General features: G+C 40.5%; 22 protein-coding genes. 8 read left to right on the top strand and 14 right to left on the bottom strand.

Annotated elements, in window-relative coordinates:
• Positions 1-182: 182 nt before the first annotated feature.
• The gene (rsd, locus tag F8B77_RS15450; protein ID WP_151656390.1) at positions 183-665 is read right to left on the bottom strand and encodes a sigma D regulator; all 483 of its coding nucleotides are present in this window, start codon (positions 663-665) and stop codon (positions 183-185) included.
• A gap of 114 nt (positions 666-779) precedes the next feature.
• Between rsd and nudC the strand changes: the two genes are divergently transcribed.
• From nudC to F8B77_RS15435, 3 genes are all read left to right on the top strand, one after another.
• Positions 780-1,574 (top strand): NAD(+) diphosphatase, encoded by a 795-nt coding sequence (gene nudC / locus F8B77_RS15445; protein ID WP_151656388.1) that lies wholly within the window; start codon positions 780-782, stop codon positions 1,572-1,574.
• Between the two features lie 201 nt (positions 1,575-1,775).
• A complete protein-coding gene (hemE, locus tag F8B77_RS15440; RefSeq protein ID WP_045103104.1) occupies positions 1,776-2,843 on the top strand; it encodes a uroporphyrinogen decarboxylase in 1,068 nt (355 codons plus the stop codon).
• 114 nt (positions 2,844-2,957) lie between these two features.
• Positions 2,958-3,410, top strand: a complete 453-nt coding sequence (locus tag F8B77_RS15435; RefSeq protein WP_151656386.1) for a tellurite resistance TerB family protein — start codon at positions 2,958-2,960, stop codon at positions 3,408-3,410.
• 40 nt (positions 3,411-3,450) lie between these two features.
• Here F8B77_RS15435 and F8B77_RS15430 read toward each other — a convergent pair whose 3' ends face one another.
• Positions 3,451-4,365 (bottom strand): D-2-hydroxyacid dehydrogenase, encoded by a 915-nt coding sequence (locus F8B77_RS15430; RefSeq protein ID WP_151656384.1) that lies wholly within the window; start codon positions 4,363-4,365, stop codon positions 3,451-3,453.
• Positions 4,366-4,436: 71 nt separating this feature from the next.
• Between F8B77_RS15430 and F8B77_RS15425 the strand changes: the two genes are divergently transcribed.
• A complete protein-coding gene (locus F8B77_RS15425; protein WP_151656382.1) occupies positions 4,437-5,030 on the top strand; it encodes a YjaG family protein in 594 nt (197 codons plus the stop codon).
• 75 nt (positions 5,031-5,105) lie between these two features.
• Here F8B77_RS15425 and F8B77_RS15420 read toward each other — a convergent pair whose 3' ends face one another.
• On the bottom strand, positions 5,106-6,173 hold the full coding sequence (locus F8B77_RS15420) for a CNNM domain-containing protein (protein WP_130048511.1): 1,068 nt from the start codon (positions 6,171-6,173) through the stop codon (positions 5,106-5,108).
• Between the two features lie 219 nt (positions 6,174-6,392).
• Between F8B77_RS15420 and F8B77_RS15415 the strand changes: the two genes are divergently transcribed.
• The gene (locus tag F8B77_RS15415; RefSeq protein WP_122033826.1) at positions 6,393-6,665 is read left to right on the top strand and encodes an HU family DNA-binding protein; all 273 of its coding nucleotides are present in this window, start codon (positions 6,393-6,395) and stop codon (positions 6,663-6,665) included.
• A 39-nt stretch (positions 6,666-6,704) separates the two neighbouring features.
• Positions 6,705-7,412, top strand: a complete 708-nt coding sequence (locus tag F8B77_RS15410; RefSeq protein ID WP_151656380.1) for a DUF1481 domain-containing protein — start codon at positions 6,705-6,707, stop codon at positions 7,410-7,412.
• Positions 7,413-7,570: 158 nt separating this feature from the next.
• Here F8B77_RS15410 and purD read toward each other — a convergent pair whose 3' ends face one another.
• Positions 7,571-8,863 (bottom strand): phosphoribosylamine--glycine ligase, encoded by a 1,293-nt coding sequence (gene purD / locus F8B77_RS15405; protein ID WP_151656378.1) that lies wholly within the window; start codon positions 8,861-8,863, stop codon positions 7,571-7,573.
• A gap of 327 nt (positions 8,864-9,190) precedes the next feature.
• The gene (gene purH, locus F8B77_RS15400; protein WP_151656376.1) at positions 9,191-10,783 is read right to left on the bottom strand and encodes a bifunctional phosphoribosylaminoimidazolecarboxamide formyltransferase/IMP cyclohydrolase; all 1,593 of its coding nucleotides are present in this window, start codon (positions 10,781-10,783) and stop codon (positions 9,191-9,193) included.
• A 282-nt stretch (positions 10,784-11,065) separates the two neighbouring features.
• Between purH and zntR the strand changes: the two genes are divergently transcribed.
• The gene (gene zntR, locus F8B77_RS15395) at positions 11,066-11,485 is read left to right on the top strand and encodes a Zn(2+)-responsive transcriptional regulator (RefSeq protein ID WP_130043996.1); all 420 of its coding nucleotides are present in this window, start codon (positions 11,066-11,068) and stop codon (positions 11,483-11,485) included.
• Between the two features lie 88 nt (positions 11,486-11,573).
• Entirely contained in the window at positions 11,574-11,882 is a 309-nt protein-coding gene (locus F8B77_RS15390) for a hypothetical protein (protein ID WP_130043803.1), read from the top strand.
• A gap of 154 nt (positions 11,883-12,036) precedes the next feature.
• Here F8B77_RS15390 and fis read toward each other — a convergent pair whose 3' ends face one another.
• The 9 genes from fis to F8B77_RS15345 all read right to left on the bottom strand — a co-directional run bounded on the left by fis (position 12,037) and on the right by F8B77_RS15345 (position 21,896).
• Positions 12,037-12,333: a DNA-binding transcriptional regulator Fis gene (fis, locus tag F8B77_RS15385; RefSeq protein WP_005421285.1), complete on the bottom strand. Its 297-nt coding sequence runs from the start codon at positions 12,331-12,333 to the stop codon at positions 12,037-12,039.
• 22 nt (positions 12,334-12,355) lie between these two features.
• A complete protein-coding gene (dusB, locus tag F8B77_RS15380; protein WP_165367202.1) occupies positions 12,356-13,324 on the bottom strand; it encodes a tRNA dihydrouridine synthase DusB in 969 nt (322 codons plus the stop codon).
• A 194-nt stretch (positions 13,325-13,518) separates the two neighbouring features.
• Entirely contained in the window at positions 13,519-14,403 is an 885-nt protein-coding gene (gene prmA / locus F8B77_RS15375) for a 50S ribosomal protein L11 methyltransferase (RefSeq protein WP_130043805.1), read from the bottom strand.
• A 115-nt stretch (positions 14,404-14,518) separates the two neighbouring features.
• Entirely contained in the window at positions 14,519-15,862 is a 1,344-nt protein-coding gene (gene accC, locus F8B77_RS15370; protein ID WP_130048517.1) for an acetyl-CoA carboxylase biotin carboxylase subunit, read from the bottom strand.
• A gap of 11 nt (positions 15,863-15,873) precedes the next feature.
• Positions 15,874-16,332, bottom strand: coding sequence for an acetyl-CoA carboxylase biotin carboxyl carrier protein (gene accB / locus F8B77_RS15365; protein WP_130043807.1), 459 nt, complete (start codon positions 16,330-16,332; stop codon positions 15,874-15,876).
• Between the two features lie 30 nt (positions 16,333-16,362).
• Positions 16,363-16,812, bottom strand: a complete 450-nt coding sequence (aroQ, locus tag F8B77_RS15360) for a type II 3-dehydroquinate dehydratase (RefSeq protein ID WP_151656372.1) — start codon at positions 16,810-16,812, stop codon at positions 16,363-16,365.
• A 439-nt stretch (positions 16,813-17,251) separates the two neighbouring features.
• Positions 17,252-19,201: an acetate--CoA ligase gene (acs, locus tag F8B77_RS15355; RefSeq protein WP_151656370.1), complete on the bottom strand. Its 1,950-nt coding sequence runs from the start codon at positions 19,199-19,201 to the stop codon at positions 17,252-17,254.
• 214 nt (positions 19,202-19,415) lie between these two features.
• Positions 19,416-20,060 carry a 3'-5' exonuclease gene (locus F8B77_RS15350; RefSeq protein WP_151656368.1) on the bottom strand — a complete coding sequence of 215 codons (645 nt, stop codon included), beginning with the start codon at positions 20,058-20,060 and terminating at the stop codon, positions 19,416-19,418.
• Positions 20,061-20,063: 3 nt separating this feature from the next.
• Positions 20,064-21,896 (bottom strand): DUF294 nucleotidyltransferase-like domain-containing protein, encoded by a 1,833-nt coding sequence (locus F8B77_RS15345; protein WP_151656366.1) that lies wholly within the window; start codon positions 21,894-21,896, stop codon positions 20,064-20,066.
• Positions 21,897-22,102: the final 206 nt, after the last annotated feature.

Here is a 22,102-nt window from a genome sequence, read left to right as displayed (position 1 = left end):
CTGTAACTATACTCTATCCTTTAATTAGCTTACTTTTGTTATTAATCGCTTCACAATAATATAATGAGGCATACTTTTAACTTCGAGAAAAACTGATAAAAAAGTTGTGTTGCCATGTTGTTTTCAATTCCACGAATTTGCGATAAGCTATTAAATAACTTTAAGTGCTCTATTTTTGCCATTTATGCGCCGGGTGGGTGACTTAAACTGCTGGCAATCAGCTCGATTAATCCATCCTCTAGCTCAAACCTCATTTCAATAATCTCACCTATTTTTGAAAAATCTTTATCAAAATCAGTCAATAAAAGCGCTTCGTCTTCTTTTGAGTATTTATCTGTAAAGTTTAGGATCGGATCGGTGGTTTTAGTGATATTAGCGTAAATTTGACTCATATCTTCCGTAGGAGAAAAACCTGTTGCATCCCATTTCGCCATTACCATGTTGTAAATTTTAAAATGACCTTCTGAAATATAATCAATCAAATGCTGAGTAAAAGATTGAATTGACGAGAAAGTAGGGAGGGATGGAGTCGATGAATCGAAAGGGGGTAAGCCTGCTAATTTACAGAACTCAACCAATAGATCTTGTCGAGTCGAAAGCCAGTGATCAATAACATCGTTATTACCACCCCACTGCTCTTGGAATTTATTTAGTTTAGTCAGCATAACGATATCCTTGTAGTTGCAAGCAATAAACCAAAGTTCTTATATATACTCTCATTACTATATTCATTAAGATTGCCAGTAAATATTAAAGGCTGCAAGAGGGTTGTGATAAAGATGTTAAACCAACATACAAAAGTCTACTGGTGTGTCGTCAATGATTCTACTATTTGGCTAGAGACAGATGGTCTCCCTTACGGCAGTGCAAGTGATTTTAAATTGCCTTTTGAGCAAGCCGTATGTATAGGAAAACACAATGGTTATCCTGTTATGTGGTTAAATGATGAGTCAGTTGAGCAAACACTTTCTTATATGAATTTAAGAGACTTATTAGAATATAAAGAAACTGAGTTTTTATTATTCAGTAAAGCGATTCAATATGGATTTATGGCTCGAGAATTCCGTTTTTGCCCTCAATGTGGTGGCCGTACTCAACTGAACCTTAATCAAATCGCCATGCAGTGCAATGAATGTCGCAAGTTGCATTACCCTAGAATTTTTCCGTCTATTATTGTAGCGGTTCGTAGAGAAAATTCGATTTTACTTGCTCAACATCAAAGGCATAAAGGTGGGTTATTTACGGTTTTAGCGGGTTTTGTTGAGGTCGGTGAAACGCTTGAAATGGCGGTAGAGCGTGAAGTATTTGAAGAAACAGGCATTAAAATTACCAATGTCCGATATTTTGGTAGTCAGCCTTGGGCTTTTCCTTCAAGCCTTATGGTTGGGTACTTGGCAGATTATGAGTCAGGTGAAATCAACGTCGATAGAAATGAGCTAGTGAAAGCCGGATGGTATTGCCAAGATCAATTGCCAGAGCTCGCCCCTAAAGGCACTATTGCACGAACGCTCATAGAAGCAACGTTAGATACCATAAATAAAAAAGCACCCAATCAAGATACTGGGTGTAAGTAAGGTGTTGTTATGCTGTCAATTAAATATGATTGTTAATTTAATGTTATTCTTTTACTAGCAAAGCAATTTCTATCATGAGGTTAACTATTGCACAATTTGCATCATAAACAAGATTAATTAAATATGATCTCGATAGCAAAGGTGGGCTTTTGTTCGCGCCATTGAGTGATACAATAGCAGGAGCTAATATAAGGAAAGATCATGACAGAATTAAAAAATGACCGCTATTTACGTGCGTTATTAAAACAACCAGTAGATTACACACCAGTTTGGATGATGCGCCAAGCAGGTCGATACCTTCCAGAGTACAAGGCGACACGAGCAGAAGCGGGTGATTTCATGTCTCTGTGTAAAAATGCAGAGCTTGCTTCTGAAGTGACGCTTCAGCCTCTACGTCGTTTTCCTCTAGATGCTGCGATTCTATTTTCAGATATTCTGACTATTCCTGATGCTATGGGGTTAGGACTCTACTTTGAAACAGGCGAAGGTCCTAAGTTTGAGCGTCCAATTACTTGTAAAGCTGACGTAACTAAAATTGGCCTTCCAGATCCTGAAGGTGAGCTGCAATATGTAATGAATGCAGTACGTCAGATCCGTAAAGATCTAAAAGGTGAAGTACCATTAATTGGTTTTTCTGGTAGCCCTTGGACACTAGCGACATACATGGTTGAAGGTGGAAGCTCAAAAGCTTTCACTAAGATCAAAAAAATGATGTATGCAGAACCAGCAACATTACACCTATTACTAGATAAATTAGCAGATACGGTTATTGAGTACCTAAACGCGCAAATTAAAGCCGGTGCACAATCTGTGATGGTATTTGATACATGGGGGGGCGTATTAACTCCTCGTGATTACAACGAATTCTCTTTGCAATATATGCATAAGATTGTTGATGGCTTAATTCGTGAAAACGAAGGTCGCCGAGTACCAGTAACGCTATTCACTAAGAATGGTGGCATGTGGTTAGAATCAATTGCAGCAACAGGCTGTGATGCGGTTGGCCTTGATTGGACAATTAATATTGCAGATGCAAAAGCTCGTATTGGTGATAAAGTTGCTCTACAAGGTAATATGGACCCATCAATCCTTTATGCACAACCTGAACGTATCCGTCAAGAAGTAGGTACGATTCTAGAAGGGTTTGGTAACGAAGGTACAGGTCACGTATTTAACTTGGGTCACGGTATCCATTTAGATGTTCCGCCAGAAAATGCTGGAGTGTTTGTGGAAGCGGTGCATGATTTATCTAAACCGTACCATAAATAAAATCTTAGTTTAAGATTCTAGATAGAAAGGAGACTCATTGTAGTCTCCTTTTTTATTGGAATAGATCTATACTTAAATGTTCATATTATTAATTATCGGTATTGAGAGTTTTTTATGTTTAAGAAATTGAGTACGTTATTAAAAAAAGTCATGCATGAAGCGAGTGACGGTAGTGCTGGTGAAGTCGCTTCGATGCATTTAGCAATGGCGTCTTTATTATGTGAAGTATCAGGTGCCGATCACCAGAATGATGAAAGAGAAGATAACGCAAAATTACAGCTATTAAGTAAATTATTTGATATTAACGACGAACAAGCAAAGAGTTTATTGCTTGAAGCTACGGCTAAAAGTAAGGCCTCAACGTCTTTATATGAGTTTACAACTAAGTTGAGAGCATTGATGCCAAACGAGCGTTACGATCTAATCGAAGCCATGTGGACGGTAGCGTATGCCGATGGTGTGATTGAGCCAATGGAAGAGGCGGTAATTCGTCAGGTATCCGATTTGATTTATCTTGATCATCTTGAGTTTATTCGAGCAAAGCTTGCCGCAGCACCACAAGCATAATGCAGTGAAGCCTGATATATCACAGGCTTTTATTTTACTTTTAATAACCTTTGTCAAAATCTACAAGATTCTTTAAAGAAAAGCCATCACGCCAAAGTAAGTAGTTTTCAGAGAACTGTTCAAAAACTTGTTCAGGGAAGCTAAGCGCTGCAATATGCGGTGTTATCGTCATATTTGGGTGATGCCAGTAAGGGCACTCCTGCGATAATGGCTCATTGATAAATACATCAAGAAAAGCATGAGAGAGAGAACCATTTTCTAGCGCCTGTAATAACCCCAAATTATCAATAACCTCACCACGACCAACATTAAACAGCAATCCACCATTACAATCACTTAATGTGTTCGCATTTAACAAAGCATTAGTTTGCTCTGTGTTAGGTAAAGTACTGACAATTACATTCGCTTGTTTAAATGCCTCATTAATCTCTGAAATATGGAATACTTTTTCAAAAGGTGATTCTTTTGGTGGAATACCTGAGCGGTTAATCCCATGAACTATAAATCCCAATGCTTTTGCTGAATTTGCAAGGTAGCAACCAATGGAGCCAGTTCCCAAGATCACCATCACTTTATCAGTTAATGAAGAGTAGTGATGGGGTACCCACTGCTTTTGTTTTTGTTGTTTAGCATATAAAGAAAAGTGGCGAAAATATTGAATGCAATAACCTAAAACATATTCAGAGATTTGTTGCCCAAAGATCCCTTTAACATTGGTGAGAGAATAGTTTTGTCGTAAGCTCGGTTTTATGAGGGCGTCGATTCCAGCAAAGGTAGACTGAAGCCACTCAACAGATTTAAATTGATTAAGTAAACCAGAAATGAGTGGTGGATCGGCAAGGATAATATTGGCTTTTCTAAGATCATGACAAATTTCAAGATCAGGAAGATCCGATAGCTCAAAAAGTGAGAGGTATTTCTCTTTTTCTTTTGAAATGATAAGTAATTTGTTCATAACCTTCCTTTTGTCATTCGTGGTTATCAAGTACACTTAAAGCGTCATTTTTTTATAGTGTAGAATCGTATATGTTACGCAATCCTATCCAAGTTCGTTTAGAAAAGTTTGAACCATGGCAACAAATTACTTTTATGGCTTCTTTATGTGAGCGTATGTACCCAAATTACGTACATTACTGTGAAGCAACCGGCTTTGCTGAGCCTCAAACCTATCGTGTTATACTAGATAGTATTTGGGAATTATTGACCGTTAAAAATGCCAAGATTAATTTTGAACGTCAATTAGAAAAGCTAGAAGAAATGATCCCTGAGTTAGATGATGATTCAATTTACCTGACTTACCCAGCAATTGATGCTTGTGTTGCGTTATCGACTTTTTTACACGGTATCTTAGATCGTGATGTATTAAAAGAAGCCATGTTTAAGATTAGCCAGCTATCAGTAATGACAGTTGCTCAGCTGGTTGAAGCGCAAACGGGCGAAGAAGTGACAGATGAAAATCAAAAAGACATTGATGTGATTTGTGAAGAATGGGATGTCCAGTGGGCAATTTTCCGACCACTTCGTGAAGCAGAAGAGCGTGATATTGATTTAATTAAAGACTTACGCCAAGAACTAAGAGACGAGAATGTAAGTAATATCGGTCTAGAGCTAGATTACTAACTTTCTGACGTTACAAAAAAAACCGATGAATATTCATCGGTTTTTTAATTTAAAGGGGCTTGCTAACACCTTTAACTATTCTTTCTCTTCTTCTACATCGGTATTATCGATAACACCGTGCTTGTTTTTCCAGTTAGTCCAACGCTGTTGAGCTAGTTGCTGCATATCTGTAGTTTTATCTGCTTCATCAATGATCTCTTCACCAACCATATATTCAAAGATATCTTCTAAAGTAAGTAGGCCTTGTACTGTGCCGTATTCATCAATCACGAGCGCTAACTGTGCTCTGTGCTTCATTAAGTGTTCAAATGCTTTTGGTAGTGTTGAAGTACTGATAACGACTTGAATTGGGCGCATAACAGAACCAAGAAGGCGTTTTCCTTGGCCTTTATGCATTGCAGAGAATAATTCTAAGCGATGGATAAAGCCAACAATGTTATCGCTGTCTTCACTGTAAACTAATGGACGTGAAAATGGGGTTTCTGCGCAATCTTTTATAAAGTCTTCCACCGTCATTTCAGCATTGACTCGGAATAGCACTGTTCTTGGTGTCATTACTTGAGTCACTGGTACATCTCTAATATTTAGAATATTAGTTAAGATTTTTGACTCGCCTTCTGCAAATTCACCATTCTCTTTTGCAAGCGTGGCCATCGCAGCAATTTCATCTCGTAATTTTGGCGCTTGATGTCCGCGAGCTAAGCGTTTAGTCAATTGCTCTGACGCCCAAACAACAGGGCTTAATAACAGCACCATCCAATGCAGCATTCTTGCAGCCATTGGCGCGAGTTGGCGCCAGTAGGTTGCACCGATAGTTTTCGGTACAATTTCAGAAAATAATAGGATTGCGAACGTTAAGAACGCGGAGAAAACACCTAGCCACTCACTACCAAAAACGATAGACGCTTGAGCACCAGAAGCTGCAGCCCCCGCAGTATGGGCAATAGTATTTAGGGTTAAAATTGACGCTAAAGGGCGATCTACATTGTTTTTTAATTGCGTTAATCTTTCGGCTGCAGGGTGGTTCTCTTGACGCATTTGAGCCAAATAGCTTGGACTGATACTAAGTAAAATAGCCTCAAGCACAGAACAAATGAAGGATACGCTAATAGAAATGGCAATATAGATGGATAAAATAAACATTATTAATCTCAAAAAAGTAAGCAAGCCCTTATAAAATGGGTGCTGATAGGTCAAAAAGCAATGCCTCACAAATGAAAAATAGTGATAATTTGTGAGACGTTACTCAGTTTGTGTCTAAAGAACGCGCATTCTGTAGCAAGAAGTGTGACAAACCTTTGCCAGGTGGGGGCTTTATGCATTAGAGTGAACAGGATTTCAAAAAATAGAAGGGAAACCCTAATGAATAAAACCCAGTTAATTGATGCTATTGCTGAAAAAGCAGACCTATCAAAAGCACAAGCAAAAGCAGCACTTGAAGCGACTCTAGAAGGCGTAACTGGCGCACTTAAAGATGGCGAACAGGTTCAACTTATCGGCTTTGGTACTTTTAAAGTTAATCATCGTGCAGCACGCACTGGTCGCAACCCTAAGACTGGTGACGAGATTCAAATCAAAGCTGCGAATGTTCCTGCATTTGTTGCTGGTAAAGCACTGAAAGAATCAGTGAACTAAGATATACTTTGCCGAGTTAACCCTTAACTCGGCATTTTTATGAAACGCATTCTCTCTACTTTACTTTTCTCTGCATTTCTTTTTGGCTGTTCATCAAGCCCATCAGTTGAACAACGAATCAAATCAGTCACCTTAACCGGTGGTCAAATCCAAGGTGATGCAACCAGTTACTATTGGTATACACGTCGAAACCAACAGTCTCTGAGTGCGTCAGATTACGTTACTATGGGCGATTATGGTTGGTATAAAACAACTTATCGCTGGGACAAGAACGTATTAGTCGAAGCCGTTCGTGAAGGTGAGATGTTAGATAATACTGACAGCAGCCTCATCCCTTATATGATGCACGTTCGTTATAATGGCAATGGAGAGGCCGTGTATCAACGCTATCGTAAAGATAGTCGTATATTTCCATTAATGCCAAATCAACTCGCTCAATTTCAAGAACAATCTAAATATTTAATCACAAATGTAGAAAATTTTGATAAGGAAGGCATCGCTTTATATCAAGGTGAGTGGGATGGTGAAACATTTTACTCTTGTAATGGTAAGCAATACGATCAATTAGAATTTAATCAAATCTTACCGAATTTTGTCGTCGCACGATTATCCGGCTTAGACAGCTTTATCTCATTTTTAGGTGAAGAGAAAAATCGCGATAAAAAAGTATTAAAAATGTCTGAATTATTGTTGTTAACCGATGATAGCTACACTTGTGTAGAGCGACCGGAATTAATTGAAGAGTAATACTAATTCAATTAATTATCTGATCATTATTGCGTAGGAAAATAGATCATCTGATCAGTTACATTAGTATAAATTTATTCTTTATCTACATTGATATAAAAAGGCGCTGTGATAGCGCCTTTTTTGTTTTCTGGAGCTGTTATTTGTAGGTTAAGTGATTACTTACCTTCTAATTCACGCGCAATGGCACGATAACCAATGTCATTGCGATGAAACATTCCATTCCAGCTAACTTGTTTTGTTAGCTCGTAAGCACGTTGCTGAGCTTCTAAGACTGTATTTCCTAATGCTGTTGCACAAAGTACGCGGCCGCCATTTGTCACAACGTCGCCTGCTTCGTTATTTGTGGTACCTGCGTGAAAGATCTTTTGTCCTTCAACTTCGCTTGCTGGTAGTGAAATAACGTCACCTTTCGCGTAGTCAGCAGGGTAACCGCCAGCCGCAAGAACAACACCGATAGAAGCGCGTGGATCCCACTTAGATTCTGCCTCGTCCAGTTTTTCGTCAATAGCCATTAGACAAAGTTCAACAAGATCCGATTCCATACGCATCATAATAGGTTGCGTTTCAGGGTCACCAAAGCGACAGTTGTATTCGATGACTTTTGGCGTGCCATCAGCATCAATCATCAAACCAGCATATAAAAATCCAGTGTAAGGAGCGCCTTCAGCATCCATTCCACGAACCGTAGGATAGATAACTTCTTCTAGAATACGATTATGGATTTCAGGAGTAACAACAGGAGCAGGAGAGTACGCGCCCATCCCTCCGGTATTAGGGCCAGTGTCTTTATCGCCTACACGTTTGTGATCTTGACTAGTTGCCATTGGTAGAACACTTGCGCCATCAACCATAACGATAAAGCTTGCTTCTTCACCTTCTAAAAACTCTTCAATAACGACACGGCTGCCAGCTTCGCCAAATGCGTTGCCCGCTAGCATATCTTTAATCGCGTCTTCTGCTTCTTCTAGTGTCATTGCAACGATAACGCCTTTACCGGCAGCAAGGCCATCGGCTTTAACGACAATCGGTGCGCCTTGTTCACGCACGTAAGCTAATGCAGGTTCAATTTCAGTAAAGTTTGCATAAGAGCCTGTTGGGATATCATGACGAGCTAAAAAGTCCTTAGTAAACGCTTTAGAGCCTTCTAGTTGTGCCGCTGCTTTTGTAGGGCCAAAGATAGGTAATCCTGCGTCACGGAATGCATCAACAACGCCGATAACTAATGGTGCTTCAGGGCCAACGATTGTTAGCTCAATTGCTTTCTCTTTTGCAAAGGCAACAAGAGCTGTTATGTCTTCAACATCAATCGCTACGTTTTCTAGTTTTGGTTCAAGCGCTGTTCCTGCATTACCTGGAGCGATAAATACCGTTTCAACGTTTGGATTTTGTGCTGCTTTCCAACCTAAAGCATGCTCTCTACCGCCGGCACCAATAATCAATACATTCATGTTTTAAAATCCTTATAGCTGCTTCAGAGCCTTTATTTCTGTGTCAAACATGCTCACTTATGGTCATAAGCTCCGCGTGTTTTCCTTGAACTAAAGTCACTGATTTGCTCTACGTATTTCAAATATCGGAATATTTAAAAAAACAAAATAATAAGTTTTGCTCAAAGTAGTTGGTGCTTACGCGATTCAACTATTCGAGGTCTCTTTAAATCAGTGGGAGCGCTAACAAGGCGACAAGCGAGCTTATCCCTATGAGAATAGCTCGCTATGTGATTAGGGTAAGCGAGCGTAGTCAACGCAGTTACCGCCCCAATGATGACAAGAGAACTAGTGGCGGAAGTGACGCATACCGGTAAAGATCATCGCCATACCATGTTCATCGGCAGCGGCAATAACTTCATCATCACGCATAGATCCACCCGGTTGGATAACACATTTGATGCCTGCTTCTGCTGCCGCGTCGATACCATCACGGAATGGGAAGAATGCATCTGATGCCATTGCACAGCCTTCAACAACCAAACCTTCATCAGCGGCTTTAATACCAGCGATTTTCGCAGAGTAAACGCGGCTCATTTGGCCTGCGCCAACACCGATAGTCATGTCACCTTTAGAGTAAACAATCGCGTTAGATTTAACGTATTTAGCTACTTTCCAGCAGAACAGTGCATCTTTTAACTCTTCAGCCGTTGGCTGACGTTTAGAAACCACTTTAAGCTGATCTTCAGAAACCATGCCTTGGTCGCGATCTTGAACTAGCAAACCGCCGTTAACGCGTTTCACGTCAAAGCCAGTTGTTTTAGACGTCCACTCACCACATTCAAGTAGGCGAAGGTTTTTCTTAGCCGCTACGATTTCTACTGCTTCAGCAGAAACAGAAGGAGCGATGATAACTTCAACGAATTGACGCTCAGTGATCGCTGTTGCTGTTGCTGCGTCTAACTCACGGTTGAATGCGATGATACCGCCAAATGCAGACGTTGGATCTGTTTTGAATGCGCGGTCATAAGCTTCAAGAATATTGTTACCTAGGGCAACACCGCATGGGTTAGCGTGCTTAACAATCACACATGCTGGCTCATCGAACTCTTTTACACACTCAAGTGCCGCGTCAGTGTCAGCGATGTTGTTGTAAGACAGGGCTTTACCTTGGATTTGGCGAGCAGTAGACACTGATGCTTCTTCAGGATTGGCTTCAACGTAGAATGCCGCTGCTTGGTGGCTGTTCTCACCGTAGCGCATGTCTTGTTTTTTCTCGAACTGTTGATTGAACGTGCGTGGGAATTTGCTCTCTTCATCACCTTCCTTGTTCTCTCCATAAGAAGGAACCATAGTACCGAAGTAGTTAGCAATCATGCCATCATAAGAAGCGGTGTGCTCGAAGGCTGCGATAGCTAAATCAAAGCGAGTTGCTTGAGTAAGAGATTTCTCGTTAGCGTCCATTTCAGTAATAACGCGATCGTAGTCGTGCGCGTTTACAACGATGGTAACGTCGTTGTGGTTTTTCGCTGCAGAACGAACCATTGTTGGGCCACCGATATCGATGTTCTCAACAGCGTCAGCAAGGGTGCAACCTTCTTTTGCTACGGTTTCTGCAAATGGGTATAGGTTAACAACAACCATATCGATAGGGTTGATGCCATACTGTTCCATAATGCCGTCATCTTGGCCACGACGACCAAGTACACCACCATGAACTTTAGGATGAAGAGTTTTAACGCGGCCATCCATCATTTCTGGGAAGCCTGTGTAATCAGATACTTCAGTTACTGAGATGCCTTTTTCAGCAAGCAGGCGAGCGGTACCACCAGTAGATAGGATATCTACTCCGCGCTCAGTCAGTGCTTGAGCAAATTCTACAATACCAGTTTTATCAGATACGCTAATTAGCGCGCGACGGATCGGACGTGCGTTATTCATGACTACTTTCTTCCTTTAGAATTAAGTTAGGATTTTTGCCAAAAATGAACTTGTTCTGCTCTATTTCTTGTTTAAGGAGAAGCAGATATTGGCCAGTTTTGGGAAACACCCTAATTGAAAAGAGTAAAGTATTAAGTGTTGTATTAACGTAATGGTGCATATTCTAACTAAACTTAAACAAAAAAGCTCGCGCAATCGATTGCATATATAGAAAAAGATGTCATTTTTATTAAAAAACGATACAAATAAAGCGCATAAAGAGAGGGAAAAGACGAAATGAAAATGTATTTGATTGGAGAGTTGGCAAAACGATGTAATGTAACTAACGACACATTACGCTTTTATGAGAAAAATGGGTTACTTATACCATCAGGCAGAAGCAGTAGTGGGTATCGTCTTTATAATGATGATAATCTTGCTCAAATTCGTTTTATTTTAAAAGCTAAGCAGTTGGGCTTAACGTTAGATGAAATACAAGAGTTACTCGACATTAGATTGGAAGCAACAAAGCACAGTTGCGCTGAGGTAAAAGCGATTACTCAAACTAAACTAAATACAATAGATAAAAAGATTGAGCAACTCACTGAAATTAGAACCGCGTTAAAGCGAATTAATGATGCTTGTTGTGGTCATGTTGACGAAGATGCCTCTCATTGCTCTATTCTTTCTGCCTTAGCTGAGTTAGAAGAGAAAAAAGCATAAATTATTGTGCCTGTTTACTCAAGATGTTGATAAAATGGTCGATAATTAGTGGAAAGAATACGAGCGACAATTAGGTGAGAGCCAATTAATGGAAAAACAATACGTAATGAAATTGCTTTCCGCTCTGAAAGTTATCGATAAAAAAATCAGTGAGCAAGGGAAGGCAGTAATGGAGCTTGATGCTCGTATTAAGCGTATTGAAGCTCAGAATGCCAAGATCGCTAAAATGATTGATGGTGTTGGTGCTCAAGGTTCGAATACCGCGGGAGCCGCAGCTGATTTAAGTGAACTTGATGAGCGTTTAAAAGGCATTGAAGAAAAAACAGCAAAAGCCGTTGAGCTTATTCGCTCAGGAGCTGGTGCTGGTGGTGGCAAGAAACGAGCTTGGCCGCCATAGTAGGTAAGAGATTTAAAAGCCGATATTACAGAAATGTAGTATCGGTTTTTTTATATCTGTTGATCAAAGAAAGAGATGAATGCCGTTATCTTAGATATAAAAAAAGCAGCGTTAATTGCTTAACACTGCTTTAAATTTTCGAAATAAGGCGTGACTAGTTCATGCCATATTTTTTAAGTTTTTTACGAAGCGTACCACGGTTGATACCCATCATGTTTGCTGCTTTAGTTTGGTTGCCGCGAGTATGCTGCATGATCATGTCTAGTAGAGGTTGCTCTACTTCAGCTAATACTAATTCATATAAGTCGTTAACTTCTTGACCATTTAGTTGGCCTAAGTAGTTTTTCAGCGAAGCCTTAACAGAATCACGTAGTGGTTTCTGAGTAATTTGGTCTTGTGCTGTAACTGTTGTAACTGTTAATGCTTCTGAAGTCATAGATTGATCGAACATATTCTGTTTAGCTCTTCTTTTATTATGATGCAACGTGGTCGAAATAGCTTTCAAGTTGATGGAGTTGCTGTGAAGCGTCCTCTATCGCGTTAAAGCTGCGGCGGAAATCGGTTGCTTGCTCATGCTCTTTTAAGTACCAACCCACATGCTTACGAGCAATGCGAGGGCCTAAAAATTCACCATAAAACTGGTGAAGCGCATGGACATGACCAAGTAAAGTGGTCTTCACTTCTTCAATTGGAAGAGGTGGCATGATTTCGCCCGTTTCTAAATAATGTTGGATTTCTTTAAAAATCCATGGCCTACCTTGTGCAGGACGGCCGATCATTAAAGCGTCAGCGCCTGTATACTCAAGCACAAAACGAGCCTTTTCCGGTGAGTCGATATCACCGTTCGCTATAACCGGAATAGAAATCGCTTCTTTTACCGCTTTAATGTTGTCGTATTCAGCTTCACCTTTGTACATACAAGCTCTGGTTCGCCCATGAAGCGCTAAAGCTTGGATGCCACATTGCTCCGCCATTTTTGCAACCTGAACACAGTTTCGGTTGTCTGGATCCCAGCCTGTACGCGTTTTCAGAGTTACCGGAACGTCAACGGCATTTACAACGGCTAATAAGATCTCTTCAATCAAATCAGGTCGCTGTAATAATGCGGAACCAGCAAGTTTCTTATTCACCTTCTTAGCAGGGCACCCCATATTGATATCGATGATTTGAGCACCGGTTTCAACACAGTGTTGCGCAGCTTCCGCCATCAACTGTGGGTCTGCCCCCGCAATTTGTACCGAGCGAATACCAGATTCACCTTCATGTACCATGCGATTTTGGGACTTAGATGTTTTCCATAGTTTTGGGTTAGAAGACATCATTTCGCTCACAGCCATGCCTGCGCCATAGCGCATACATAACTCACGAAAAGGCCTATCGGTTACACCAGCCATAGGAGCAACGATAAGATTGTTCTTTAATGTATATTTACCTATCTGCAAAACATCCACACACGTTTGTGTCAGCAAGGGCGCGCATTTTACGCATTTTTTGCTCGCCTGAAAAGACCAAATTTTGAGCATTTACAAATAGTTTATGCAATTTGTTTATATTTCAGTCAATTAGACGGTTTTATGCCTCAAATTTAGTATTGAGGCATTGAAGTTTTTTTAGGAAGAGTAGGTCTGAGGGACGATTACTTCTTAATTCCTGAGATTCTGCACCATTCTTGCTGCTCGGCAATAGCATCAAGGGTGAAGTTATCTGCGTAGTATGAAGCAACATCATTTGCTTGAGTATCCAAGACACCAGACATAGCTAGCACGCCACCAGGAGCAACGTGAGCGGTAATAATACTTGAAAGTTCACGAAGTGGGGCTGCAAGAATATTAGCGACAACGACGTCTGCAACAAGGTTTTCTGGCTGATCTTGAGGTAAGAATAATTCAAGTTGATCGGCTACGCCATTACGAGCGGCATTGTCTTTTGATGCGGTGATCGCTTGAGGATCAATGTCGATCCCAACGACTTTTGCAGCACCTAGTTTGATCGCTGCGATCGCTAAGATGCCAGAACCGCAGCCAAAGTCGATAACGGTTTTGCCTTTAAGGTCAATACTTTCTAGCCATTCAAGACAAAGTGCTGTGGTTGCATGCGTGCCTGTACCAAACGCAAGGCCAGGATCAAGCATAACATTAACCGCATCTGGCTCAGGGATTTCACGCCAGCTTGGGCAAATCCATAAGCGCTCACCAAACTTCATTGGGTGGAAGTTATCCATCCATTCACGTTCCCAGTCTTTGTCTTCAAGTTGTTCAACTTTATAAGCAAAGTTATCATCAAGTACCGTGCTTGCTTTTAATTGTGCAATCACTAAATCCATGTCGGTTTCTGCATCATAAAGAGCAACAATATCCGTTTCGCCCCATAAACGAGTCTCTCCTGGAAGAGGTTCAAAGATAGGGACATCTTTTGCATCTAAAAACGTTACCGAAAGAGCACCCGTCTCTTCCATTAGCATGTCACTGATTTGTTCAGCATTTTCAGATGTTGCATTTAGTTTTACTTGAATCCAAGGCATGGGGATCACTTTGTTTAGTTGAAAATATCGGCGAATTTTACCATAGAAAAAGGCCGTGAGTGTAATCACTCGCGGCCTTTATTTACTTCTTTAACTTAAGATGAAAAATTGCGTTCTATTGAAGGCCTAATTTTTTCTCAAGGTAATGGATGTTTGCACCGCCGTGTTGGAAGTTCTCATCATTCATAATATCTAGGTGTAAAGAGATATTTGTATTGATGCCTTCCACAATCATTTCGCTTAATGCGTTTTTCATACGAGCGATAGCAACATCACGATTTTCACCGTAAGTGATTAACTTACCGATCATTGAATCGTAATGTGGTGGTACTGTGTAGCCTGTATAAATGTGAGATTCCCAACGAACGCCCATACCACCTGGTGCATGGAAACGCTCAATTTTACCCGGTGAAGGTAGGAAACGAACAGGATCTTCAGCATTGATACGACACTCAATTGAGTGACCACGTAGTTTAATGTCTTCTTGAGTAAACGAAAGAGGTTGGCCTGCGGCAATACGCAGTTGCTCTTTGATTAAGTCGATACCCGTTACCATTTCAGTAATTGTGTGCTCAACTTGAATACGTGTGTTCATCTCAATGAAGTAGAACTCACCGTTTTCGTATAAGAATTCAAATGTACCCGCACCGCGGTAAGCAATATCGATACACGCACGTGTACAACGCTCACCGATGTATTTACGCATTTCTTCGGTAATACCTGGTGCTGGTGCTTCTTCAACTACTTTCTGGTGACGACGCTGCATAGAGCAGTCACGCTCACCAAGGTGAATCGCATTACCTTGACCATCGGCAATTACTTGAACTTCGATGTGGCGAGGGTTTTCAAGGAATTTTTCCATGTAAACCGTACCGTCACCAAAACAAGCTGTTGCTTCAGCACGAGTCATTGCGATTGCTTCGATTAGATCTTTTTCTGCACGAACAACACGCATACCACGACCACCGCCACCACTAGAGGCTTTGATGATTACAGGGTAGCCAATGCGTTTTGCAAATGATTTGTTTTTCGCTTCGTCATTATCTAGCGGGCCATCAGAACCAGGTACACAAGGAACACCAGCTTTTTTCATTGATGTAATCGCTGATACTTTGTCGCCCATCATGCGGATAGTTTCCGCTTTAGGACCAACAAAGATAAAGCCAGAACGCTCAACTTGCTCTGCGAAGTCAGCATTTTCAGCTAAGAAGCCGTAACCAGGATGAACAGCAACAGCGCCTGTCACTTCTGCCGCACTAATAATGCGAGGAATGTTTAAGTAGCTGTCGGCACTGCGTGCAGGACCAATACAAATGGTTTCATCAGCAAGCAATACATGCTTTAAATCACGGTCAGCAGTAGAGTGAACTGCAACCGTTTTAATACCAAGCTCTTTACATGCTCGCAAGATACGTAGTGCAATTTCACCACGGTTTGCGATAACTAATTTATCTAACATAGTGACCTCTATTATGCGATCACAACAAGTGGTTGATCGAATTCAACCGGGTTACCGTCTTCAACTAAAATAGCAGTAACAGTACCAGACTTGTCCGCTTCAATTTGGTTCATCATTTTCATTGCTTCAACGATACAAAGTGTATCGCCAGCAGTAACTTGTTGACCAACTTTAACAAATGGTTTTGCGTCTGGGCTTGAAGCGCCGTAGAACGTACCAACCATTGGAGAACAAACTTTATGACCAGCAACTTCTGCTGGAGCTTCAGCGATAGGTGCTGTAGCAACAGGAGCTGCTTCTGCTACAGGAGCAGCTACAGGTGCCGCAACTTGTTGTACTGGTGCTAGTTGAGCTTGAGGTGCTACAGCACGGCTGATGCGTACTGACTCTTCACCTTCAGAAATTTCAAGTTCTGCAATGCCAGACTCTTCAACTAGTTCAATCAGTTTTTTAATTTTGCGGATATCCATTGTGTAATCTCTTCTGTTTATATTCAGTGATCAATTTGAACGCAGACGTTTTGCTGCTGCATTCAAAGCAAATTCGTAGCCATCAGCGCCTAAACCACAAATCACACCAACCGCTTTATCTGAAAGATAAGAGTGGTGTCGAAAAGGTTCGCGTGCATGGACATTTGATAAATGTACTTCAATAAAAGGAATATCAACCCCAAGCAGTGCATCGCGTAAAGCGACACTAGTATGCGTAAACGCAGCTGGGTTGATGATAATGAAATCAATACGTTGATAAGCATTATGAATTGCTTCTATCAGCTCATATTCACGATTTGACTGTAAATGCTCTAATTCAATATTCAATGCGTTAGCTTGAATAGTTAAAGTATTAACAATCTGTTCTAAGTTTTGACTGCCATAATGGGCCGGTTCACGAAGACCTAATAGATTTAGGTTCGGACCATTGAGAACTAAAATTCGCGATTGAGTCGACATTGTGATGCTAAATTCCTTGTTCTTACTATTGAAGTAAAAAAAGCATAATTTATATATTCGATTTGATGAGTTTTTGCAAATATTACACTGCTAATGCTCATAAAAAGCAATTATAGACAATATCACAGCAAATCGCAGCAAAATACTGGTCTTATCAGCTCTAAGTTCTCACTTTATGAGAAGAGAATAAAACATATTTTAATTCAAATATGATAATAAGAAGCAAAGAGGGCCGTTAAGTTCCGTTATTTTACTTGTTAGTTAACAAATACTTTCAACTTTGTTGAACAATTATACAGTTTTAAATTTTGTTTACTTAGCACGTTATCAGTAAAGAAATAACATATCTGTAAATTTGAGCAGGGCGTCACATGAAATAAGCCACCATTGCGAACAATAGTGGCTTATTGAGATAAAAATTAGATTGTATTGAATGGTTCTAGGCGATTTTTCTTTGCTCTTCAATCAGTTTATCAACCACGCTTGGGTCAGCAAGAGTTGAAGTATCTCCTAGATTTGAAGTATCACCAGTGGCAATTTTACGAAGAATACGACGCATGATTTTTCCTGAACGTGTTTTTGGTAATGAGTCGGTCCAGTGTAGAAAATCAGGTGTAGCGATAGGACCTATTTCTTTTTTAACCCAATCTTTTACTTCTTTATGCAGCTCTGCACTTGGTATTTCACCTGAATTTAGCGTGATGTAGGCATAAATGGCTTGCCCTTTAATATCATGAGGAACGCCAACAATCGCGGCTTCTGCTATTTTATCAAAAGCGACTAAGGCTGATTCTACTTCAGCTGTCCCCATGCGGTGACCTGAGACATTTAATACATCATCAACACGGCCTGTGATCCAATAATATCCATCGTGATCACGTCGAGCGCCATCGCTGGTAAAGTACATACCTTTAAAGGTTGAGAAGTAAGTTTGTTCAAAACGGTCATGATCACCGTAGATGGTGCGCATTTGCCCCGGCCAAGAATCAGTAATAACTAAATTACCATCGGCAGCACCTTCAATGAGGTTACCCATGTTATCAACCAGCGCAGGTTGAACGCCAAAGAATGGACGAGTTGCTGAACCTGGTTTTAATGCGGTTGCACCAGGTAGTGGAGATATTAATATTCCACCGGTCTCAGTTTGCCACCACGTATCAACGATTGGACAGCGAGCATCACCAATAGTGTTGTAATACCACTCCCATGCTTCAGGGTTTATAGGTTCACCTACCGACCCCATCACTCGAAGAGAGCTTCTTGATGTGCCTTCTATCGCTTCTTTACCGTGAGCCATTAATGCTCTGATTGCAGTAGGTGCAGTATAAAGAATATTTACGTTGTGTTTATCTACCACTTCACTCATGCGGCTCGTGCTTGGATAGTTAGGTACGCCTTCAAATAAAATGGTTTTTGCCCCATTCGCTAATGGACCATAAATCAGATAAGTGTGCCCTGTGATCCAACCAACATCTGCAGTACACCAGAAAACTTCGCCTTCTTGATAATCAAAAATATATTTGAAGGTCATTGCTGCATAAACAAGATAGCCGCCAGTGGTATGCAATACGCCTTTTGGTTTTCCTGTTGAGCCAGAAGTATAAAGAATAAATAGAGGGTCTTCTGCATTCATCGCTTCAGGTTCACAATGTGAAGAAGCAATCGCGGTTGCTTCATGCCACCAAACATCACGACCTTCAGTCCATTCAATGTCATTACCTGTACGTTGGAACACAACAACTTTTTCAATCGTGGTAACTGCTGGGTTATTTAAAGCAGCATCCACGTTATTTTTTAGTGGAACCGTGCGTCCGCCACGAACGCCTTCATCTGCCGTGATCACGACTTTTGCATCGGAATCAACAATTCGTCCTGCTAGTGCTTCAGGGGAGAAACCGCCAAAAACAACGGTATGGACCGCGCCGATACGGGTACAAGCAAGCATTGCGACTGCGGCTTCTGCCACCATCGGCATATAAATACAAACCACATCGCCTTTACGAACGCCTTGGCTTTTAAGCGCGTTTGAAAATTTACCAACTTGCTCATGGAGTTCGTTGAAGGTAATTGAGGCGTCATCTTGTGGATCATCACCCTCCCAAATAATCGCGACTTCATTACCGCGAGTAGCTAAGTGACGGTCAATACAGTTTACCGAGACATTTAATTCGCCATCTTCAAACCATTTAATATCGACATGGCCAGTATCAAAAGAGGTGTTTTTCACTTTTGTATAAGGAGTCATCCAATCAAGGATCTGTCCATGCTCACGCCAAAAACCTTCAGGGTTAATAACGGACTGCTGGTACATTTCACGATATTTTTCATCATCTGCGTGGGCATTGTTAGCGATGTCTTGATTGACAGGGTATACGTGAATGTCACTCATGTTGATTCTCCTTGTGAATACAGCAAATATCCAATTTATGACTGGATTTCATTGCAGCACCATCATTGGCTCTGCTTTTTTATTGATTGGGTTGATATTACTTTCGGTTAGAAATAGGTTTTCAACAATTAGACTTTAGTCAGAGAAAGAAGGGTTTACTGAATTTTCAGCGTGACGAGAATAGTTTTTTGAGAGGCAGATCAGTAATAGTGTGTCAGTTATTGTTACGACCTAGCCTTATTGTAGGCAGATCTGGAAAATCCCCATGAGTTAAGCGTACATAAATTAATGCGGCGGCAATGGCGTCTTCTAATGCATCATGGCGTTTGGCCTGCGGTAGGTCTAAATGTCTAGAAATAGCGTCAATGCTTAGGTCGTAATAAGCGTTTGGTAGTAGTCGTTCTAATTTATGATGATAGAGATGACATACTTCAACTAATGAATTAGGTAAAGGATGATTGAAGTGACGCAAACAGGCTCGGTCTAAAATCTTTTTGTCATAGTGAATGTGGTAACCCACAATTGGGCGACAACCAATAAATTGAATCAGTTGATTAAGCGCCTCTTTTTCTGATAATCCACTGGTGAGGTCGTGATGTCGCAGCTGATGAATCTTAATCGAATCAGAGTTTAAATTGTGTGGTGGTGCTAGCTTTAAGTGAATGGTTTGGCTGGTTAATACTCGATTGTTTTTAATCTTAATAGCAGCAATAGAAACCAGTTCAGCATGATTAGGAGCAAGGCTGGTGGTTTCGCAATCAATCGAGACTAATTCATCACCAGAGTAGGATGAAAATAAAGAATAATGAGAGTGGTCTTTTAATTTATATCGCCACCATAATCGCTGTAGGGCATTCATCGTTTAATCCCTTATTTGATAATGGTAGCCAAGCCATTCTTTAAATTTTTTCACTACGTGCAAACTATGGCGAAGTAAATCTCTTTCCGTTCTATCGAGGTGTTCAATGTCAATGTAATTAGACTCTCTATTTTGGCTGTTTTTTAACTGATGACGAAGTCGCCATTTAAAAAATAATTTTAATGCTTCGGTTAAGTTATCTGCGGTTGAGTGCTCTAAAACTTTGCGTGAGTTTAATTCTTCAATACGTTGAAAGGTATTGTTTTTTTTGATTCCTTGTTCCAAAGAGAGTGCGCGTATGCCATGAACAATGGGAAAAATACCTCCTTGTTTAATATCAATCCCTTCTTTTTTATTTTTGACGTTGCCAAACAGAGTTAACGGTACTGTAAATTGCAGTGCTGGGCGAGTAAAAATGCTTAAGGCAAGTTCGTTATCTTTTAACTGATGACTTATGCTCTGCTTTAATGGCGTCAGTAAATCTCGATTACCAGCAATGGCTTGCGCATCAGAAAATATGGCTAAGTTCATCATATTCTCACCATTATGCTCTGTGCACATTCGTTCAATATAACGCAGCCACTCTTGCTCTGTTTTGACCCAGTGAGGGTTACTGGCCATGACATTTCCTTTGCATAAAGGGTAGCCAAGTTGCAGTAATGTCTGGGTAAATTGTGTCATCAGTTCGCCAACTTGATGCCATTCCAATCCGTTTTTAATGATTAAAGCGTTATCTTGATCGGTTTTTAAAATTTGTTCCCTACGCCCTTCTGATCCCATAACCAGTAAACAGCAATGCTCATGAAGGCTTTTTGGAATCGTTAACGTAAACGCCTTTTCAATGATCTGTTCATTAACGGTAGATATTAGCTCCATAATAAATCGTGTACGAATGCCATTATTTATTAAAGTATTAATGAGTTGGGTTTGACTATTGGCTGCTATTGCTAGCTCTTCAATGCTTTGTGAGCGGGCTATGCGTAGAGTTAATACATGAGAATGAGTAGAAAAAAGACTCAATACCTGTGTCATATCGAGCATACCAATTAATTTGTTCTCCTCTAACACCGCAACTCTTTTTACGTGGTGGCGAGTCATTAGGGTCATGGCATTAAAAAGGTAGTCGTGTTTTTGTATCGATACGATAGGGTAGGTCGCAATTGGACCTACAGGGTGATTCGGCTCGTGATTATTGAGGACTAATGCGTGTAATAAGTCGGTGCGGGTTATGATCCCGATCGGCAATGAGTCTTTATTCCCTTTATGTCTTGGGTCGCATTGGTTTAGTTCTACAAAAAGGGCATCAATATTATGTTCTTTAAGTAAATGTGTGACCTGTTTTAATGACGCATTCCAATCGACAGAAATGGCGGTTTGAATCGTATCATCATCAATTTTTGTCAGAATAAATTCGGCTAAATTTTGTTGTTGATTTGCTTGAGTGAGAAGCGCTTTACGTTTCGCTAAACTGCCATTGAAATAAGCAGAGAAATCAGCATTTTCGTGATAAATGGAAAGAAACACTTCGGTAGGAATAAGGTGACATAACGTATCTTCAAGGGCGTGATAGCAATGCTTTACTGAGCCGTCGAGTTGGGATCGGACATCAAAAATATCATCATGGGTATAATGAGTATAGATCTCTCCACTGTCGTTAGATCGCTCTTCAACTACGCCTTTGATAATAATGTATAAGCTTTCTGAGGATTGTCCTGGATGTAAAATAATGTCATTTTCACGAAAGTAGACAATGTCGACATGACGTGTTAATTGCTCTTTCTGGTTTGCTGTGAGGGTATTAAATGGAGCAATTGAGAAATTGAGTTCACTTGGCATAGCTCCACCCTTTAATTGACGATTTCCCTTATTCTCGCTAGATATGCAATAAGAATGAAGACGACTTTAGTCTAGAGTTTTCATAAAGAGTGTGAAAATTGAAGGTGAAGTCACATTTTAAAAGGTGCAGTTTTTTTCAATTCGTTTTTCCCTTTTTATAAACCCATACAATGCCATAATGAGCCTCTCTTTTTATTCCCTTTGGA

Origin of the sequence: Aliivibrio finisterrensis (genome assembly GCF_008933155.1) — a bacterium.
Lineage (GTDB): Bacteria > Pseudomonadota > Gammaproteobacteria > Enterobacterales > Vibrionaceae > Aliivibrio > Aliivibrio finisterrensis.
The sequence above is the reverse complement of the archived record's forward strand: the minus strand, read 5'-3'. Positions and strand labels throughout refer to the sequence as shown.

Bases quoted from the DNA above. Each gene is read 5' to 3' on its own strand.
- rsd (WP_151656390.1), bottom strand. From the start codon at position 665: ATGCTGACTAAACTAAATAAATTCCAAGAGCAGTGGGGTGGTAATAAC.
- nudC (WP_151656388.1), top strand. From the start codon at position 780: ATGTTAAACCAACATACAAAAGTCTACTGGTGTGTCGTCAATGATTCT.
- hemE (WP_045103104.1), top strand. From the start codon at position 1,776: ATGACAGAATTAAAAAATGACCGCTATTTACGTGCGTTATTAAAACAA.
- F8B77_RS15435 (WP_151656386.1), top strand. From the start codon at position 2,958: ATGTTTAAGAAATTGAGTACGTTATTAAAAAAAGTCATGCATGAAGCG.
- F8B77_RS15430 (WP_151656384.1), bottom strand. From the start codon at position 4,365: ATGAACAAATTACTTATCATTTCAAAAGAAAAAGAGAAATACCTCTCA.
- F8B77_RS15425 (WP_151656382.1), top strand. From the start codon at position 4,437: ATGTTACGCAATCCTATCCAAGTTCGTTTAGAAAAGTTTGAACCATGG.
- F8B77_RS15420 (WP_130048511.1), bottom strand. From the start codon at position 6,173: ATGTTTATTTTATCCATCTATATTGCCATTTCTATTAGCGTATCCTTC.
- F8B77_RS15415 (WP_122033826.1), top strand. From the start codon at position 6,393: ATGAATAAAACCCAGTTAATTGATGCTATTGCTGAAAAAGCAGACCTA.
- F8B77_RS15410 (WP_151656380.1), top strand. From the start codon at position 6,705: ATGAAACGCATTCTCTCTACTTTACTTTTCTCTGCATTTCTTTTTGGC.
- purD (WP_151656378.1), bottom strand. From the start codon at position 8,863: ATGAATGTATTGATTATTGGTGCCGGCGGTAGAGAGCATGCTTTAGGT.
- purH (WP_151656376.1), bottom strand. From the start codon at position 10,783: ATGAATAACGCACGTCCGATCCGTCGCGCGCTAATTAGCGTATCTGAT.
- zntR (WP_130043996.1), top strand. From the start codon at position 11,066: ATGTATTTGATTGGAGAGTTGGCAAAACGATGTAATGTAACTAACGAC.
- F8B77_RS15390 (WP_130043803.1), top strand. From the start codon at position 11,574: ATGGAAAAACAATACGTAATGAAATTGCTTTCCGCTCTGAAAGTTATC.
- fis (WP_005421285.1), bottom strand. From the start codon at position 12,333: ATGTTCGATCAATCTATGACTTCAGAAGCATTAACAGTTACAACAGTT.
- prmA (WP_130043805.1), bottom strand. From the start codon at position 14,403: ATGCCTTGGATTCAAGTAAAACTAAATGCAACATCTGAAAATGCTGAA.
- accC (WP_130048517.1), bottom strand. From the start codon at position 15,862: ATGTTAGATAAATTAGTTATCGCAAACCGTGGTGAAATTGCACTACGT.
- accB (WP_130043807.1), bottom strand. From the start codon at position 16,332: ATGGATATCCGCAAAATTAAAAAACTGATTGAACTAGTTGAAGAGTCT.
- aroQ (WP_151656372.1), bottom strand. From the start codon at position 16,812: ATGTCGACTCAATCGCGAATTTTAGTTCTCAATGGTCCGAACCTAAAT.
- acs (WP_151656370.1), bottom strand. From the start codon at position 19,201: ATGAGTGACATTCACGTATACCCTGTCAATCAAGACATCGCTAACAAT.
- F8B77_RS15350 (WP_151656368.1), bottom strand. From the start codon at position 20,060: ATGAATGCCCTACAGCGATTATGGTGGCGATATAAATTAAAAGACCAC.
- F8B77_RS15345 (WP_151656366.1), bottom strand. From the start codon at position 21,896: ATGCCAAGTGAACTCAATTTCTCAATTGCTCCATTTAATACCCTCACA.